The sequence below is a fragment of the Nocardiopsis kunsanensis DSM 44524 genome, from assembly GCF_000340965.1.
Lineage (GTDB): Bacteria > Actinomycetota > Actinomycetes > Streptosporangiales > Streptosporangiaceae > Nocardiopsis > Nocardiopsis kunsanensis.
On the sequence record NZ_ANAY01000018.1, the window covers coordinates 18,525 to 36,088 of the forward strand.

The 17,564-nt window shown below is 68.3% G+C and carries 14 protein-coding genes; 4 read left to right on the forward strand and 10 right to left on the reverse strand.

The features are described 5' to 3' along the window. Positions 1-187: 187 nt before the first annotated feature. From D456_RS25065 to D456_RS0113185, 3 genes are all read right to left on the reverse strand, one after another. Positions 188-4,720 carry a TcpE family conjugal transfer membrane protein gene (locus D456_RS25065; RefSeq protein WP_026115829.1) on the reverse strand — a complete coding sequence of 1,511 codons (4,533 nt, stop codon included), beginning with the start codon at positions 4,718-4,720 and terminating at the stop codon, positions 188-190. Positions 4,721-4,740: 20 nt separating this feature from the next. After that, entirely contained in the window at positions 4,741-5,061 is a 321-nt protein-coding gene (locus D456_RS0113180) for a hypothetical protein (protein WP_017576652.1), read from the reverse strand. Between the two features lie 71 nt (positions 5,062-5,132). After that, complete coding sequence (locus tag D456_RS0113185; RefSeq protein ID WP_017576653.1) at positions 5,133-6,083, reverse strand: conjugal transfer protein; 951 nt, start codon at positions 6,081-6,083, stop codon at positions 5,133-5,135. Positions 6,084-6,424: 341 nt separating this feature from the next. Here D456_RS0113185 and D456_RS0113190 point away from each other — a divergent pair, with 341 nt between their 5' ends. Together D456_RS0113190 and D456_RS0113195 are read left to right on the forward strand one after the other, a co-directional pair. Beyond that, positions 6,425-7,006 carry a Uma2 family endonuclease gene (locus D456_RS0113190; RefSeq protein WP_017576654.1) on the forward strand — a complete coding sequence of 194 codons (582 nt, stop codon included), beginning with the start codon at positions 6,425-6,427 and terminating at the stop codon, positions 7,004-7,006. Positions 7,007-7,036: 30 nt separating this feature from the next. Beyond that, complete coding sequence (locus tag D456_RS0113195) at positions 7,037-7,486, forward strand: VOC family protein (protein WP_026115830.1); 450 nt, start codon at positions 7,037-7,039, stop codon at positions 7,484-7,486. 243 nt (positions 7,487-7,729) lie between these two features. On the opposite strand, the gene D456_RS0113205 is transcribed toward D456_RS0113195, so the two are convergent. The 3 genes from D456_RS0113205 to D456_RS25655 all read right to left on the reverse strand — a co-directional run bounded on the left by D456_RS0113205 (position 7,730) and on the right by D456_RS25655 (position 10,472). Next, positions 7,730-8,092, reverse strand: coding sequence for a hypothetical protein (locus D456_RS0113205; protein WP_152442566.1), 363 nt, complete (start codon positions 8,090-8,092; stop codon positions 7,730-7,732). A 100-nt stretch (positions 8,093-8,192) separates the two neighbouring features. Beyond that, positions 8,193-9,020: an IS5/IS1182 family transposase gene (locus D456_RS0113210; RefSeq protein ID WP_017576658.1), complete on the reverse strand. Its 828-nt coding sequence runs from the start codon at positions 9,018-9,020 to the stop codon at positions 8,193-8,195. 237 nt (positions 9,021-9,257) lie between these two features. Beyond that, positions 9,258-10,472: an MFS transporter gene (locus D456_RS25655; protein WP_152442567.1), complete on the reverse strand. Its 1,215-nt coding sequence runs from the start codon at positions 10,470-10,472 to the stop codon at positions 9,258-9,260. A gap of 122 nt (positions 10,473-10,594) precedes the next feature. On the opposite strand from D456_RS25655, the gene D456_RS0113215 reads away from it, so the two are divergent. After that, on the forward strand, positions 10,595-11,425 hold the full coding sequence (locus D456_RS0113215) for an HARBI1 family protein (protein ID WP_040699272.1): 831 nt from the start codon (positions 10,595-10,597) through the stop codon (positions 11,423-11,425). 170 nt (positions 11,426-11,595) lie between these two features. Here D456_RS0113215 and D456_RS0113220 read toward each other — a convergent pair whose 3' ends face one another. After that, positions 11,596-11,865, reverse strand: a complete 270-nt coding sequence (locus D456_RS0113220; RefSeq protein ID WP_152442568.1) for a hypothetical protein — start codon at positions 11,863-11,865, stop codon at positions 11,596-11,598. Between the two features lie 244 nt (positions 11,866-12,109). Beyond that, entirely contained in the window at positions 12,110-13,018 is a 909-nt protein-coding gene (locus D456_RS24165; protein ID WP_017576661.1) for an ISAs1 family transposase, read from the reverse strand. A gap of 1,363 nt (positions 13,019-14,381) precedes the next feature. Here D456_RS24165 and D456_RS0113230 point away from each other — a divergent pair. Next, complete coding sequence (locus D456_RS0113230) at positions 14,382-15,896, forward strand: MDR family MFS transporter (protein WP_017576662.1); 1,515 nt, start codon at positions 14,382-14,384, stop codon at positions 15,894-15,896. A 76-nt stretch (positions 15,897-15,972) separates the two neighbouring features. Here the strand turns inward: D456_RS0113230 and arr are convergent, their stop codons facing one another. Both arr and D456_RS0113240 read right to left on the reverse strand, forming a co-directional pair. Then, positions 15,973-16,401, reverse strand: coding sequence for an NAD(+)--rifampin ADP-ribosyltransferase (arr, locus tag D456_RS0113235; RefSeq protein ID WP_017576663.1), 429 nt, complete (start codon positions 16,399-16,401; stop codon positions 15,973-15,975). An 80-nt stretch (positions 16,402-16,481) separates the two neighbouring features. Beyond that, positions 16,482-17,420, reverse strand: a complete 939-nt coding sequence (locus tag D456_RS0113240; protein ID WP_152442569.1) for a hypothetical protein — start codon at positions 17,418-17,420, stop codon at positions 16,482-16,484. Positions 17,421-17,564: the final 144 nt, after the last annotated feature.

Consider the following 17,564-nt stretch of genomic DNA (forward strand, 5'->3'; position numbering starts at 1 on the left):
AACAGGGCGAGTGCCCACGACATACGCCCCGACCACAGGACAAGGACGGGCCGCGTGACCCGAGCCGGGTCGCGCGGCCCGTCCGCTTCGTGCAGGCGGTGTCCGCGTTCGGTCCCCGGGACCGGGCCGGGGACCGAACAGAGCGGCGGGCCGGCACCGGAGCGGAGCGGCGGCCCGGGGCCGCAGGTCAGTCGGTGAGGCTGCGCACCAACACCCCGCCGAGCGCACCGTGGGCACGCTTGGTGGCCGACCGCAGCGCGCCCACGTCGATCCGCGTGTACGAGGCGCCCAGGTGGTCGTCCCACGGGACCCGGACGATCGCCCTGCACCGGCCCCGCGCCACACGTTCCGCGGCGTCCACGTCCGGCAGGCTGCGCTTGCTCACACCGTTGACGACGAGCACCGAGTTGGCACGCAGGGAGCTGTACCCGTTGCCGTCCAGCCACTCGAAGGTCATCGACACCGCCCGCTCGGCGTCGGCGCTGGCCGGAGCGACCAGAACCAGGCCGTCCGCGCCCGGCAGAGCGCGGGAGACCCCCGTGGCGGCCGGGTCCATGAGCGTGACCCCGTAGAAGCCGCCCAGCAGGCCGGCGATCTGGCCGTAGTCACGGTCGTCCAGGGTCTGCACGTACGGGTCGTCGAGGGTCTGCACGACCTCGAGGCCGGTGGGTGCACGGCTCACGTAGGAGCGCATCTGCTCGTAGTCCCGGACCCCGTCGGCGTTGGCCAGGAGCGCGGTGAGCGTCTCGGGGGTCTGGACGCCCACGCGGCGGGAGAGACCGTTGGGTCCGGGGTTGACGTCCACGGCCACGACCCGGTCGTCGCGGTGGGCGGCGAGGGTGTGGCCGATCATCAAGCCGGTCACGGTCTGTCCGGCACCACCGGTACAGCCGAGCACGACCAGGTTCCGGGGTCCGGGCAACGGGGTACGCAACCGCTCGATGTCGCTGTCCGGGAGGTCGGAGCGGACCGTGGAGGCGTTGCCGCCGGTGACCACGCGGGCCAGACGCCGCCACCCGCGGGTACCGCCGGACTCCGGACGGGGCCCGGAACGGTCGGTGCGGTCGGAGCGCTGGGCAGGCACACCGTTGGGGGTGTCGCCGAGGCGTTCCTGTTCGCCCGTGCCGTGGTCGAGTTCGAGTTCGGGCCTGGCCTCGCGCTCGGGCGAGTCGGGGTCCTCGTCCGGGGAGGGATGGCCGAAGAGCAAGCCCAGGCGGCGGGCGTTCTGTGCGACCCGGTGGAAGACCCCCTCGTGCGGGTCCTCGGCGGGGCCTGCCTCCCCGGCGGTACCGCCGGTGCGGTCGGCGGGGTCGGCGGACTCGTGCTCCCGGCCACCGTGGTCGGGGATGGAGGTTCCGGTGGCGCCGGTGCGGTCGCTGTCCCCGTCCTCGGTGGCGGGCCGGTCGCGGGCCAGGGCCGCCAGGCTCGGGTTGGCGCGCGGATGTGCCGCAGACACATCACGGTTCTCCGCGCGGGAGGCGTCGTCGGGCCGGTGGTCCGCCGCCCGCGCCCCCTCGGGCACGGCGGAGGAACGCTCGCCCGCAGCCGCACGGTCCTCGGTGGCGGAGCCGGCTTCCGTGGACGGGCGGGGTGCCTCGGAGGCAGGGGTCTCGTCCTCGCCCCGGGGGGCCTGGAGGATCCCGGCCCCCTGGCCGGCGCCGGGCCGCGCGGAGGCGGCACGGCGACGGCGCTCCTCCAGGGCCCGGGCCTCCGCGCGCGCGAGTTCGTCGGCGGTGCGGCGGCGCGGCGTCTCCGGCTCGGCGGAGGGGGCGGGGTCGGCCCTGTCCCCCCTGACGTCGGAGAAGCTCGCGAGCTCGCCGGTCCCATGGTCGAGCTGGATGGGCGGTCGCGGCCCGGCCGCGGCCGGATCGTCGGCCGAGGCGGCCGTACCGGTCGGCCCGGGACGGTCGGTGCTCCGGGAGTCCTCGTCCCCGGTCGAGCCGTCGGGGTCGACGGCGGTGGCCTTCCCCTCGGTGTTCCCGGCGGCATCGGCGGCCTCTGCTGCCTCGGCGGTGTCGGCGGTGTCGGCGGTGTCGGCGGCCCGAGCGTCCCGGCCGGAGTCCTCGACCCCGCCGGTCCCGTCGGTCCCAGCAGCTCCTTCGGTGCCCTGCCCACGACGGTCCCGCGCGCGCAGTTCGCGCGCGGAGATGACGGGGTTGCCCCGGTCCCCGGACCGGGGCCGGTCGGGGTCGTTGTGCCCGCCGTCGTCGAACCAGGCGCTCCCGGACTGTTCCGGTCCGCGCTCGTTGTCCGGGACGGCGTCGGCGAACCTCGGGCGCGGAGGGGGCGGGGTGTCGGCCTTGCTGAGGTGCCTGTCGAGCACGGACATGTGCTCGTTCCACTCGGGGCCGTGGGCGTCGGGGTCCTCGTGCCGGCGGAACGGCATGGCGTCGTGTTCACCGGTGCCGTGGTCGAGTTCGAGCGCGGCCCCGGCTCCGCCTCCTGCCGGGGCGGGCTCCCGGTCCGGTCCGGCGCTCCGGTCCGTGCCGGACTCCCGGTCCGGGGCCGTCTCCCGGTCCGAGGCCGTCTCCCGGTCGGAGGCAGGACCCGCCTGCGGGGCCCGGTCCTCGGCCCGGTCCTGCTGCGCCCCGGAGGCCTCCCGGGACACGTGCTGCTCGTCCTCGACCGGGTGGGTCCGGTCCGCGGAGGCGTCGCCGCGGTCCTCGGTGCCGGTGCGGACACCGGTGGTCCGAGCGGTGCGCTCCGTGTGCGTGTCCGGGTCCGTGTGCTCCGCGTTGCCGGTGTGCTCGGCGCCGCGGGCGTCACCGGTGTCTCCGAGGGTCCGGTCCGAGCCCTCGCCCCGGGGAGCAGGGCTCTGCCCCGCCCCCTCCTTGTCCGGTGCCCCGGACGCGGGCGGCAGCCACGGCGTCCGGGGGGTGTCGACGGTCGGACGGCCGGTGGCCGCGGCGTACTGGGCCGCGTAGTCCGAGAGGTCCGACAGGTCGGACCTCTCGACGTTCCCGCTCGTGCCCTGCTGGTCCCTGCGTGCCTGCGAGCCCTCGTGCTCCTTCGCGGGCGTGCCGCGTTCGCGGTCCCGGTCCAGTTCCCACGGGGCCGCGTGCGGGCGGCGCTTCGGTCTCTCCGGCTGCCCGGTGTCACCGGAGGCACCGGTTCCGCTCGCCTCGGAGGGCGCGGCCTCGGCCGGCAGGGCCTGACCCCGACCCCGCGCACGGCGGCGTTCGGGTGCCGGTTCGGAGGCACGTTCGGGTGCGTGCTCGGCCGCGGTACCGGAGGCCCGCTCCCCTGCGCGGTCGCCACCGGCACCGCGGGCGCGTTCCCGGTCGGTAGAGCTTCCGGGCGCCCCGCTCCGCTCAGGGGCCTGCTCGGGTGCCTCGGACACCTCCAGGCGCTCGGCCCCGCTCCGGTGCTCGTCCAGCTCCCTGGTCACACGGATGCTCTGGGTCCGTCCGCGCAGCCGACGGGCGGGGGCGGACTCCTGGCCCGTCCCCGTCTCCTGCCGGCCGCCGTCCCGGGTGGCCTCCGCCAGTTCCTCACTGGACATCGGCCCGGTGTCGCTGCCCGTGTAGGCGGCCTTGGAGGTCAACCCCACGGGCGTGTGCCCCGAGGAGGCGCGCAGGGACGCGACCCAGGCGTCACGGTCGCGGTCCTCGTCCTCCTCGGTGACGAAGACCGGCTCCTCGAACCCGTCGAGGCCCTCATCGCCGTCTCCGCCGTACTCGCCTTCTGTACCGGTTCCCTCGGAGCGGCCGAGGGGTCCTGCGTCACCGGTGCCGTCACCGCGGCCGTGTCCGCCGTCGCCGGCGGAGGGCTCTTCGGTGCCGGGTTCCAGGGCGAACCCGAAGTAGTTGAGCACCTTGCGTCCCACGCTCCGGCGGGCCCGGCCGGGCCCGGGGGCCGCGTCGGCGTGGCTGGAGGGGTGCGGCCCGGCCTCCTCCTCGTCGTGCATCGCTGCGGACGAGGCGGTCCCGGCCGCAGCCGAGGGTTCGTCGTGGGCGGTGCCGTGGGCCGGGGCTGCGGCGGCGAACACCGGCACCCGCTCGCGGGCACGCGGCCGGGCGGGTTCGCGCGGCCCCTCGGGGCCGGGCCGTGTGCCGGGGTCCTGCTCGTCCCGGTCCCCAGGACCGGAAGGTTCTCGGGGCCCGGTCCCGTCGGCAGCGCTCGTACTGCCCCTGGCCCCGGCGGGCTCGGCGGGGGTGTAGAGCTCCTCGATCGGCTCGGCGCGCACCGGCTCCGCCTTCGCGGGGCCGGCGACCCCCCACAGGGGCGGGGGGTCGGGTGTTGCGGCCTCGGCCTCCTCGGTCTCCTGTGCCCCGTGCGTCCCCTCCGTCCCGTGCTCGGTCTCCGCGTGGTGGCGGCGCGGCAGCGGCAACGACCCGGCGTTCGCGCTCCGGTGCCACACACGTGCGGAGACCCGCGCCTCGCCGGGTTCGTACTCGGGGGCCAAGCGGGTCATGACACGCGGCTCGGTGAAGAACCGGGCCTGGGAGATGAGCAGTTCGGTGAGCCGCTTGCCCTCGATCACGGGCCGGGTGGCCAGCACCGTGATCACCCCGGGCGGCACGACCCACAGCACCAGGTGCCAGCCGTTGCCGAAATCGAACGGGGCGTTGAGGACGCTCAGCAGCACGACCCAGATGAGGAAGATCCCCATGGCGACCCCGAAGGTCCCCACCGGGAGCGGCATGGGAAGCCGGAAGTCGTAGAGCTTGTAGAGCCGCTTCTCGATACGCCAGATGTTGGTGTACGTGGGCAGGTCCACGCTTGCCGGCCTCCCTCGCCTTATTCCGTCGACACGCCCATCGCTCGAGCGAGCGCGACCGCGATGACCTCGATGATGCCGGGGACGTAGAAGACGATCCCGATGAAGATCGCCAGGATGATGAACTGCGCGAACCGCGTGATCTCCCTCGTGAACAGGAAGAACACCGCCACGATGGAGACGATGACGAGGAAGAGGGGACCGAAGAACCCGCGCAGGAAGTCAGCCAGACCGCCGGTGTCGGGGGCGTTCTCGTTGGTGGTGGTCTCCACCGCCAGGTTGAGGAACTCGGTACCCCCGGAACTCAGGGCGTCCGTTGTGGAAGACAGCAGGGGGAGCATGTCAGTCGCCGCCTCCCGGTGTCGCCTCTGGTGTCGTCATGTCGTTCTCGTCTCCTTGCCTACGGTCCCCGTCATGGTCCGTACGAACGCGGGGAACCCTGGATGTCGCGCACGTGCCACTCGCCGCCGGAGTCGACGACGGTCACCAGGTAATCCTGGATCAATTGTCCGGTGTCGTCCCCGTCGGTGTCCGGGAGGGCCCACCGGACCGTGGCGGCGACCCGACGCACGTCCTCCTCCCCCGACGCGGACCGGGACGGCACCATGATCTCGGACAGCTCGGCAAATTCCAGGCTATTGGCCGGAAGCGGCGTGATCGAGGCCTGCGCCTCCACATAACGGTCGAGGTGGCCGGGCTCCTGCGCGTAGGCCTCGAAGAACCCGGGCAATACTTCCTGGAGCTCCTGGGCGGCGGCGTCGTCGGTCTCGAAGGAGCTGCCGGACGGGAGCTCGGCCCGGGTGGGCGGCCCCATCAGCGCGGGACGGCCCGAGACCACGAGGGAGCCGCCGTCGGAGTAGACGGGCACCTCCAGGCTCATGGCCTCGCCGTTGACCTCCGCGCGGACGACGACGATCGCGTTGTTCTCGTTCTCGACGTCGACGGCGAAGACGGTGAGGTTCTCGGCGGTCAGTCCCTCCGAGGGCAGTTCGAGGTCGGGGGCCTGTCCCTCGGGCACGTAGGCGGCCAGGGCCTCCAGGCGTCCCTCACCGGCCCCTTCGGTGTTGAGGTAGACCTCAGCAAAGCGTTGGCCGAAGGCGGCCGCAGCGGTCTCGGGGTAGTCGATCGACTCGGCCTGCTCAGGCTCCTCGTCCCCTGCGGGCAGGGCGAAGCCGCCGCGGAGGGGGATCATGATGCCGTTGACGATGACCACGGCGATGAACACCCACAGGACCACGCGGCCCAAGCCGACGAGCCATCGCCCGCCGGCCCACCGGCCCGGTGGTTTCGCGGGCGGTCCGTCGACCCCGGTCTCCTCCGCCCGGTCCTGCACGGCGGTGCCGCGCCGTGCGCCCTTCGCCATCCCGTCTCCTCACTGAACGTTCCGTCGGGACTTCGCCAAGGTCTTGTCTACCCCATCCCTATAGTGAGGCATTGTGAGGGTTGCGATCGCCCGTGTGGACTCCGCGTTTCCCCTACTTCAGTGCATTGCACGCACCGAACAATCGCCCCAAAAGGAACGACGTGCACTTCAGGGCCAGGAATCTCCCTCGCGTGGTGGGGAGGACGACCCAATTATGGTTCGTCCGTAAAGGCATTAATCGCCTGTCGGCCAGGAAGGTGTGACCCCCGGGAGGAGGTTCCCCGCCCCTGAGGCACCTCGTTCCCCTACCGACACAGGCCTTTGCCGCTACGCTGGGGGACATGACAAGCCTGCCCGAGTGGATGCGCCCGCCACGGGAAGAGGGCTGGTTCGCCGACGACCTCGACCACTTGCCCGAGGCGCCCCGACACACCGAGCTCATCGACGGAGCCCTCGTTTTCATGATGTCCCCCCAACGCTCGTGGCACGCGCGGGTGGTCACCACCCTGACGAGCACACTCATGCAGCAGGCCCCGGAGGGTTTCGAGGTCGAACGCGAGATGACCGTGCGCCTCGACCGACGCAACCGCCCCGAACCCGACGTCCTCGTCACCCGCAGCACGTTCGACCCGGACCGCACCTGGCACGCCCCGGAGCACGTGGCGCTCGTGGTCGAGGTCGTCTCCCCCGAATCCGAGCACCGCGACCGCACGGTGAAACTGCGCAAGTACGCCGAGGCCGGGATCCCGCACTACTGGTGCGTGGAGGAGGAGAGCTCGGTCCCGGTGGTGCACGTGTACGAACTCGACCGGCCCACGGGTGTGTACGCGCCCGCGGCGATCGTGCGGGGGACCCTCGAACGGGTGGTGCCGTTCGAGGTCGGGATCGATCTGGGGGCACTGGTCCCGCGAAAGAGCCGCTGAACGTCACAAGCGCGGATTAGGGTCCCCGCCATGGATCACCGATTTTCACTACTGACGTTGGGCGTTCGGGATGTGGCCCGTGCTGCGGACTTCTACGAGGCGGTCGGGTTCGAGCGCCGACACGACCTCGGCACGATCGTCTTCCTGCCCACCACCGGCCCCGCACTGGCGCTCTACAACTGGGACGACCTAGCTGCCGACACCGGGCTCCCCGCCGACGGAACGGGGTTCCGGGGTGTGACCATGGCGGTCAACCTCGACTCCCCCGGCGAGGTCGACGCGATGCTCGCGCGCTGGACCCAGGCCGGGGCGAGAGTGGTGCGTGAACCCGTGGAGAAAGGGTGGGGCGGCTATTCGGGTTACGCCGCCGACCCGGACGGGCACCTGTGGGAGTTCGCGCACAACCCCTCGACCGCACACATGCGCATCACCCCGGGGGGCCGGTTCGAACTGAGCCGGCCCCGCCGGCAACGCTCATGAGTGGTGGCCGACCGCGGGAACGATGATCCCGGGGTCGGCAACGATCCGGACGAGGCCGGGTGCTTCGTACATCGCGCGTGCCTCACCGGCCGCCATTCCCGCCGCAGCCGACGACTCGTACCCATCTCGGTACAGCAGCGCTCGACACTCCTACGCATTGAAGCGGGCTTCTTTCTCGAATGGTTCAAGATTCGATGAAGCAGCGCTGGGGGCGGAGGGTTGTTTCGGCGGGTCTCGGGCCGCTCAGCCCGGCAGCTGAGAACGGAGCGCGGCGACGTCGCCACTGTCGGCCCCGAATCCGAGACCGGCGATCTTCTTACCCCGGGGCAGGTGGCGCAACTTATTTCCCTCGATCTTCAAGTCACCCGGAGAGGAGATGGGAAAACGCTTCACCGTCATGCCGACCGGGCTGCGGACCTGGATCTCGGTCGGCTCGATCCGCAACATCGGGTTCACCAGGAGCAGGATGCCGAGGACCAGCAGCACCACTCCCCCGAATACGTTGACCGACTCTCCGGTGATGAGCGCGGTGAAGAGAACCAGAGCGCCGGCCACGAGAATGAAGATGGCCAAAGCCCTATTGCAACGAATATTCATCGGGGCCATCAGGGCACCTTACATGATTGGCCCGTTCGGAACCAATTAGCAGAGGGTGACCAGCTCGATGCAGGAACCGCGACCGACATTGAGGTGATCCCAGCGAGTTTCATTTCAGGTGTCCGTGCTCGAAGTGTGTGAGAACGAGAGCGGCCTTGGCGATGTCTCCGATCTTGCTGGGGCCGGCAGTGACATGCTGCGGGAGCCGCCAACGCCGCGTGAGAAGCGCGAACCCGCGTTCGCCCAGACAGCGAAGGGCACGCTGGGCCCGGTTGAACACCCGGTTGTCCGGGGCCGGGCAGAAGCCGGCCTCGGGTCGCTTGAACGGGGTGACCACGCCGATCCCCGCACCCTGATAGCCCAGGTCGGCCAGTGTGGGCAACCCGAGGGAGGCCACAGCGTAAAGCGCACCGAGCACATGGGTGCGGGCCGCAGTCAGATCGTGCACGGAGCCGGGCTCGACCTCGCTGACAAAGAGCGGGAACCCGGTCGGGTCCATGAGGGCTTGGAGGTTGCCGCCGTCCTGGTGGGCCTTGCCCGAGTACCAGAGGTCGATCGACTCCCCTTGGGCGCTGGTGGTCTTTTCCGAGCAGCGGTCGGTGTTGATCACGATGCCGTCGAGTACCAGGTGGGGCAGGCTGTGCTCGCGGGCGTCGGCCAGCGTGTGCTGCAGGTCGGGGGCCCAGAGGACGAGGACGTCGATGGCCGCGTCGATGTAGCGGTAGGCGGTGGAGCGGCCGATGCCGTGGTCGCGGGCCAGGGACTGGGGGTCGGTCCCGTCGCGGAAGTGGCGCAGGGCCATCAGAGCCTGCTTGAAGCAGGTCAGGGCGCGGGTCTTCTTGCGGGTACCGCGGAGCTTGCGCTCGGTGGCCAGGAGCTGGGAGAGGAAGTAGACGACTTCCCTGGGAACGTCGAGGGTGGCAGTATAGGTAACCACGTGGAGCCTTTCACGGTAGCCCGGCGGAGATTAGACACCTCGCGTTCTACCTGGGGCTCCACGCCTATGTATGCGGAACGGGCATTCCTGCCCATGGTTCTGATTTGCCTAGTTTATCGCTCTCAGTTCGGATCAAAGTCACTGGGTTCACCTCAATACAGAACCTGACAAAGGCACCAGACGTTGCTTCAAATGCGGGAAGACCCGCTTTTCACAGTCTTGTTCGATTATTTTATTTCACGACAATCCTATTATTTTCTCGCGACGAGCCCAGCGCACCGAAATGAACAGGCCAATAATAGCTGCAGACAAACACGACACCGCCACAATCAGAAGAAGCAACGAAAACATGTACTCCGAACGAGCAGAGGCAAACAGGACGCACCCCATTACCCCGGTGATGGATGCCGCGAGTTGTGACAGCGCGATAATTCTCCCAAGGTAGCTGGAGTCTACAAATGATTGAAAATGCACAATCCAGGCGCGCCCCCCAAATACCACTGAGGCCATAAGCAGAACACTCGCTGATGCTGCCGCTATAAGTCCTGGATACCACGCCAGAATCGCAATCGCAACACCAATCCCCATGCTTGACGTGAAGAAAATACTAACAACATTCATCGTGCGCATGGCAAGGCTTACTACCACTCCTGCAATCAGCCCTCCGAGGGCCATAAATGCAGCGACCCATCCATAAATACCTGAGGAGACACCATTCAACTCGGTAAATAGATACACCAAAAAGAGCATGGGCCCTGCAAGAAGAGCGTCGTTTACACCCTTCCATATGAACAACAGCTTTGCAGTCGGATGAGTGAGTGACAGGTATTCCCATGCATCGCGAAACGTATTATTTTTGAGTGAACCGTTAGAAACGGAAGGTATCTCATCGCACCCCCTCCGCTCTTTTATCCGCGAGAGTACAACGCATAGGACCAGAAACACTCCAGCAGACCCCAGGAGAACGGCGGGCGGAGACATGAGAGCTAGAGCTCCTCCCGCAGCTGCCGGCCCCAGCACTTGACTCAGAGACGTGCCCGCCTGAATCCAGCTGTTGGCTCGAGGTAGAAGTTTCTTAGGAGTAGCTATGGGGATATACTCGATGTCAGCGATTAGATAGATCCTGAGCGCAAAATCTATTATTGCAGCATGCGCAACAATAGATAGGGTACTCAACAGCCCCAGATAAGCCTGCCCTGACAGTGAGAGCGTTGCAAGGATCTCCACAGAGACCAAAGTAAGCAATAAGTGTTTTCTGCCTACTCGTCCAACAACTTTTCCGGCGACCGGGCTAGCCACCATTTCAGCTAAATAGCCAGCGATGAATGTGGCCGCCATTGCGACCGGCGATCCAGTGACAGACAGGATAATCAGCGGAAGAGCCAAATCATAGAATGACTCAGCAAATCGATGCATCACACCACTGAGCCTTTTCGGGCAAGCATCGCTCACGCACGGTGACAACACGGGTGGCAAGAGTCCGCGGCGGCCGAGCCCAACCCGGCCCCGGACAGCAGCAAAGCCCCTGGTAAAGGTGGTCTTACCACAGAAACACCGATCACCAGAGGCTTCGCTTGTCTACCGATGTTACCTACACCTGCGTGCTCGACGCCGACCGCGAGACCGTGGAGTTCCTCTCGCGCCTGCTGGCCGCCCACCGACACGCCCTTGGTACCCGCACCGGCACCCGTGCGCTGGGCCCCTTCAACCAGGCCGTCCTCGTCATCCGCTGGTTCCTCAACGCCACCCGCCCCGCCCAACTGGCCACCGACAACGCCATCAGTCAAAGCACCGTCTACACCTACCTGCACGAGGGCATCGACCTCCTGGCCGCCCGGGCCCCGGACCTGGAACAGGCCCTGGCCCGGGCCCACCAGTCCGGAGCCGGCCACCTGAATCTGGACGGCACAGTGCTGCGCACCGACCGGGTGAGCACCCCCGGACCAGGCAGAGCCGACCTTTGGTGGTCGGGCAAGCACAGACACCACGGCGGCAACATCCAAGTGCTCTCGGCCCCGGACGGGTGGCCGCTGTGGACCTCCGGCGTACGTCCCGGGCGTGAGCACGACACCACCTGCGCAAAAGCCGAGGCCGACCTGCTGCCCGCGTTGGAGAGAGCCGCGACCGAGCAGGACCTGCTCACCCTCACCGACCTGGGCTACCTCAACCTCAGCCCCGCCCTGCGCCACCCCGCCAAGAAACCCGCGGGCCAAGAGCTGACCGGTGACCAGAAGGCCTACAACCAGCTCATCCGGGGAGTGCACGGCATCGCCGAGCGTGCCAACTCCCTGCTCAAGACCACCTTCAAGGCCCTACGCCGGATCAGTCTCGACCCGTGGCGTATCGGCGCGATCACCCAGGCCGCACTGGTCCTGCTCCAGCTCGAACACGGCCGCACCACCTGACCAATTCTCACCCACGGTCACCAACCGTTACCCGGAAAGGCTCACTGATAATGATCCGTCTGGAATCCTGTGGTAAATTCACCTGGATCTCCTTCAAGCGAGACGGGCGGGAGGGTGTGGGTTACTAACCACCCTCCCGCCCGCAAGCAGTTGTTATTCTCGACGACTGATCAGACAGCCGGCTCAATCTCAACGTCGAACTGATCGCTCAGCTTGTCAAGAAGCTCGTCAGCAGAGGCCGACGGGTCAATGTCACTCTCATCGAATGCCACCATGGCAATCTTACCGAGAAACGTCTCAGTAGCCCCCTCCATCAGATGAGGGGCTACACACGCGATGAATGCATCGAGTCCCTGCTTCTCTTCGGAGGAGAGGTTCCCCTGTTGAGAAAGCTGGCGCAATTCGTCGAGGGCGTTGTGCGAGTTCGTGAGGGAATCCATCATTTTACCCTGGAAGGTTCCGCTTGGGAACGTCTTGTGACAACTAATCACCCTATCTGAATAATGTCAAGTAGGTCACACTTGCGACCCATGATGTGAGACAAATCCGCTGGAGCGAGGTGATCTCAGACTATGAATGGCCTATCCGGACACCTGGACACAGATGAGACATAAAGGCATTATTCTCCGATCGACTGACAAAAGAACGGAGCCCCAGGTACAGGGCTCCGGCAAAGTCTGTTGGTTACCCGTCCAAGAGGCCTATGACCTGGTGATCTCTTCTGGCATGGTGCCGTAGACCCGCAGCGATGTTGTCCCATCCGGCCAAGCGCAGCAGACCGATCACCAACCCCCGCAGCGATGCCATCACCCGGGGCGCTGCCCCACGCCTGATCCGGCAGGCGTCCTCACCGAAGGTGACATCGCGTACCCAGTGCAAACGGTTCTCGATGTGCCCATGCGACTGGACCCACGCGGCCAGGACCTGTGGCCGGGCTGCGCGAGCATCCGCGCTGGTGAGCAGGTACACGACCTCGACGGTCTTCTTCCCGTTGCGGGTCGTGGTGCGGCGCAGCTGGGCGACCTGCGCCGCACCGGGGAACTCGATCCATCCAGGCACGTCCACGACCTTGATCCTGCGCCCGTGGGACCGCTCGGTGCGCCGCGTGGCAGCCACATCCTTCCAGGGCAGCTTCTTCAACTGACCGAACAGGGTGGGCTGGTTGGCCTTGATGGTCAACACGTAGTCACCGCCCTGCTCCAGGACCTGTTCGGCGGTGGTGTGCTGGGCGTGCAGGGCATCCATCGTGACCACCGCACCGGACACATCGAGCACAGCCAACAGGTCGCAGGCCGCACCGGTCTCGCCGCCCTGACTGTGGGCCTGCTCCTGGCCCAGGACCAGACCGGTAGCCGCGTCCAGCGCAGCGACCAGGTGGGGAGCCACCCGGCCGCCCGGTTCGCGGGCCCCGCGCACACTTTTGCCGTCCACAGCGATCACCCGGCGGCCCTGGACCGTTCCTGCTCTGGTGGTGGCCCACAGGCCCAGGATCTGGTCGGGCCGGCCCGCGTCCAGACCGGCGAAGAGCCGACGGAAGGTCGATTCCTCGGCCGGCCGGCCGGTCCAGGCCCAGCTCAGTGAGCACGTGTGCATCGGCTCCGGCGACCCATTGGCCGATCGCGGTGAAGCCCCGCATCCCCGCGGCCATGGCAGCGACCGCAACGGCGACCAGGGCCGCGGCCCCCTGGCGCACACCACGCCGCGAGCGCGGGTCCGGAAGATGGTCCAACAGGTTCAGCAGGTGGGCGTGGTCCGATGCGGCGTTGGTCCTGGCGGCGGGGACCTGGAATGATGAGGACAAGCGGGCGTGCTCCGGTTCGGGCGATGCAAGGCGTAGGAACCTCCATCTTCCCTGGCTGCAGGGCATGCCCGTGTTGTTGCCCGTGGTTCCTGGTCAGGACCTGCCTCACCCGACTTTGCCGGAGCCCTGGTTGCCCGCCCCGGGCAGGGAGCCCGAGTGGGCTGTCGGCGCCCGCCTGCGTGAGCGACACACGCAGGCGGGCGCGGTGCGGCGTGCGCGGTGGCCACCGGCGTCCCCGCCCCCGAAAAGAGTGCCCGGCCCCGGGGTCGAGGCCCCGCGGGACGATCCGCGAGGGGTCCGTGCCCGTCGGAGGGGTGAGGGACACGGCCCGGTCCCGGGACGCAGGCACGCGGGGAGAGGCCGACGACCATCGTGTCCGCGACGCTGCACAGGGTGATCGTACCGCTGCGCACACAGACGTGCCCCGGAAACAGAGAAACTCCGGACCGCCCCAGCGCGCCCGGCACCGCCCCTGCCCCTGCGCCCCCGGCCCCGGCCGTTCCCGTGGCGTACCGCCGGTCACGGCCGGCGGCCGCGAGGAGAGGAACCCCACTGCCACAGGATCGGTGCCGGTCACTCCGGGGTAGGCCCTGTTGGAGGGGACGAAGAGCCTCCGGGAGCCGGCGCCACAGGGGCAGAACCTCTCCCACCAGGGACCGGGCCCTGTTCGGAACGGACGCTCCGGCCGTTTCGAACACGGTGGCCCAAAGGCGATACTCTGGGGGTAAACAATGCTTACCCGGGATGACTCACGGGCCGTCGAGGGTCCGGAGCCAGGACTGAACCGCACCGATCACTCGCTGTCCGTCGATGGACGAGTTGCCACCGCGCCCCGGGTGTGGTGCGACCCGGCACGGCGGAACCCGACACGGAAGCGCCCGCTGTCGCCGCGGCGGCAGGTGCGGGGCCGGTCGGCGGGGCGGGCCCGAGCAGGACCGCTCACCGGACAACACGATCCCGTCCCGCCCGGGAGCTGAACACAGCGCTACTGCGGGCCTCTGGGGGCCTGAGGCGCACGGGGAGATCGCGCGACCCCGATCGACCCACGACCTGGGGCCCGACAGGGCCGTCGGAAGACCTCGGGGTCACCGAAAGACCGGAAGAGCCTCTGGTGGTGCGAGCCGCCCGGGGTCCATGCTTGGAAAGGCGATTCGTTTGGCGAAGAGAACCACGGGGACCTCCTCCGCCGCTCAGGAACCGGAGACCCCGGAGAGAGCGGCCGAGGAAACCCCGAAGCAAGCACCAGCCAACCGCAACATCGTATTATCAGTTCTGGTCCTGGGCGCCTTCGTCATCATCCTCAACCAGACGCTTCTGAACACGGCCCTGCCCGCATTCATGCGGGACTTCGGGATCACCGCGAACTCGGCGCAATGGGTGACGACGATCTTCATGCTGGTCAATGGGATCATGATCCCGACCACGGCGTTCCTCATCCAGAAATTCACCACACGCACGCTGTTCCTGACCGCGTTGGGGTTGTTCTCCGTCGGTACGGTCCTGTGTGCGGTGGCTCCCACGTTCGCCGTGCTGCTCACCGGACGGGTCGTTCAGGCCTCCGGTGGTGGGATCATCATTCCCCTCATGCAGACCATCCTGTTCGCGATCTTCCCGCGCCACAAGCGCGGTACCGCGATGGGGACGTTCGGCCTCGTCATCGCTTTCGCTCCCGCGATCGGCCCGAGCCTGTCCGGCTGGATCGTGGACAACTACCCGTGGCAGACCCTGTTCCTGATGATGCTGCCGATCTCCGTGACCGCCATGGTCATCGGCTATTTCATTCTCACGAACGTCACCGAGCGGACCTTCCCACGTCTGGACGTCCTCTCGATCATCATGTCCTCGTTCGCCTTCGGCGGCCTCCTCTACGGTTTCAGCTCCGGGGGGAACACCGGTTGGTCCAGCCCGCAGGTGAGCCTGTCGTTGGGTATCGGCGCCGTCGTGCTCGTGCTGTTCGTCTGGCGGCAGTTGAAGCTGGACGACCCGATCCTCGAGTTCCGGGTCCTCAAGAACCCGATGTTCGCGCTCAACACCACGCTGGGCATGTGCGTGTTCATCTCGATGATCGGCGGGATGATCATGATTCCGCTGTTCATGCAGAACATGAGTGATTATTCGGCGATGGAAGCGGGCCTGGCGCTCCTGCCCGGTGCCGCGCTCATGGGTCTGATGTCCCCGGTGACCGGGATCATCTACGACAAGTTCGGGGCCAGGTGGCTCGCCGTCGTCGGGTTCACCCTGCTCAGCGCGATGACCTTCATGCTCGCGGTCCTGACCACGGAGACGTCCTTCGTCTACATTGCGGCGGTCAACACCGTGCGCATGCTGGGCACGGCGATGATCATCATGCCGGTGACCACGGCGGCACTCAACCAGCTCCCGCAGCGGTTGATCCCCCACGGCACGGCGCTGAACAACACCATGCGCCAGATCGCCGCTTCCGTCGGGACGGCGATCCTGGTCACCGTCATGACCGGGGCCGCCAAGGACCCGGCGGAGTACGGCATGCAAGGACTCGTCCACGGCGTGAACGTCGCCTTCCTCGTCGCCGGCATCATCGCGGCCCTGGGCCTCGTGGGGGCGTTCTTCATCAAGGAGAACAGGCAGGCCGAGGCCGACGAGTCCACCGCTTCCTCGGTACAGGCGAACTCAGGCAGCGACCGGACCTGATGCGCGTCGGCCCGTGACGCCCGATGCCCCGGGGATCGGGGCGGGCGTCACGGGCCGACGGGTGGGCCCGGTCACCTCAGTCCAGGATCACGGCTTCCCCTTTCCGGCGGAGTTCGGCCAGGCCCTCACGCATGGCCTGCACGGTCTCTGGACTGTGTCCGGTCCACCCCTCCAGTTCCCTGACCACCCGCACGGGTTCGCGAGTGCGGTAGGACCGGGTCGGGTTGCCCGGGAACCTCATGTCGGTGACGTTGGGGTCGTCCTCGAGTTCACCGGTCGGTTCCACGACGTAGACGTGCCCCGGTCCCTCCCCCTGGGCCAGCTCCGCGCCATAGGCAGCTGCGTCCAGCGTCTGGGTGACGTAGACGTGGCGCAGCCTCCTGTCCGCGTCGTAGTTCGACGTACGGCCGGGCACGAGCAGCTCCCCCGGCTCCAGGACGGCCTTCGTCCCGTGCAGGTAGGTTCCCGGCTCGAACACCTCGAACGGGGTGGGTGCTTCTGTCATCTCTTCCCTCTTCTCTTTTCCCGGTCCGACTGGTCGACCCTCCGGCGCGGGAACGGTCCGGCCGACTCGGGAACGGGCGTTCACCACACGGCGCTCTCCGTCGAATGTGCCCGGCAGTACGGCCTCGTCGCACGCCAGTAGGCGACCGTGAGCCACGCGAACGCCACGCCCCAGACGAGGAAGCTTCCGTACACCAGCCCGAAGGCCCAGGGGGCGATCTCCGAGTCGTCGATCGACGCACCGCCCCACAGGACCGTGACGAACTGCGCCGCGGCCGTGAGCCCCACGGGCAGGAGCATGAGGGCCCCGCCGGCGCCGACCGCCGTGAGCGCCCAACGCACCACGCCCTTCCCGAGCCCCGCACCCATCACCAGGCAGACCACGATCGAGAACCCGGTGAGGACGACCGTGTCCCCGAACCCCGGGGAAGCCGCGGTGACCTGCGCGAACCCGTCCCCGGTGAGGCCGACACCCGACCCCAGGCTCCAGGCCAGTTTGAGCAGCCCGTACGGCAGAGCGCCGGCGACCGCGACGAGAGCGGGCCACCACAGGCGCCCGCGGGACCCTGCGGGCGGCGGCGTCGCGGAGATTCTCCCGCAGCGCAGACAGCGGTCGTTGCGTCTGCGGTGGTCGACCACGAGCCACAGTGCGACCAGGGCCGTGGCGACGACGTTCAGCCCGTGAACGAGCGTGGCCGACCACGACGGTTCCACGGCGAAGGGGCCGCTGCCTCCCGTGAACTGTTGGCTCACCCGGACGATGACCATCAGGACGGTGTGGGGGATCGCCAGGAGACTGCCGGAGAGCATCACCGCGGCGGCCCCCAGGACCGCCCCGGCCCGGAGGCCTCCCCGCTCACCCGGGGGCAGGAGCACGAGTACGGCCGTGGCTGCCGCGGCAACGGCGGCCACCAGGCGTGGCGCGGTCGGCATGGCGACCGGGTCCTGCCCGCCCGACATCCCGAGCAGTGCGAAGGCCACCGCGGTGGCCGCGCACGCGGCCACACACGCGGTTCGCACAGCACGGACCGTTCCGTCCGGTGTCGCCCGTGTCGACGGGCCCGGTGCGGCCGTCATCGGACTGTTCCGGGGCCGTCGGCCGGAAGGGCACTCTCGCGGCGCGTGCGCAGGAGCACGGGCGTGCCCGTGCACAGAGGCGGTAAC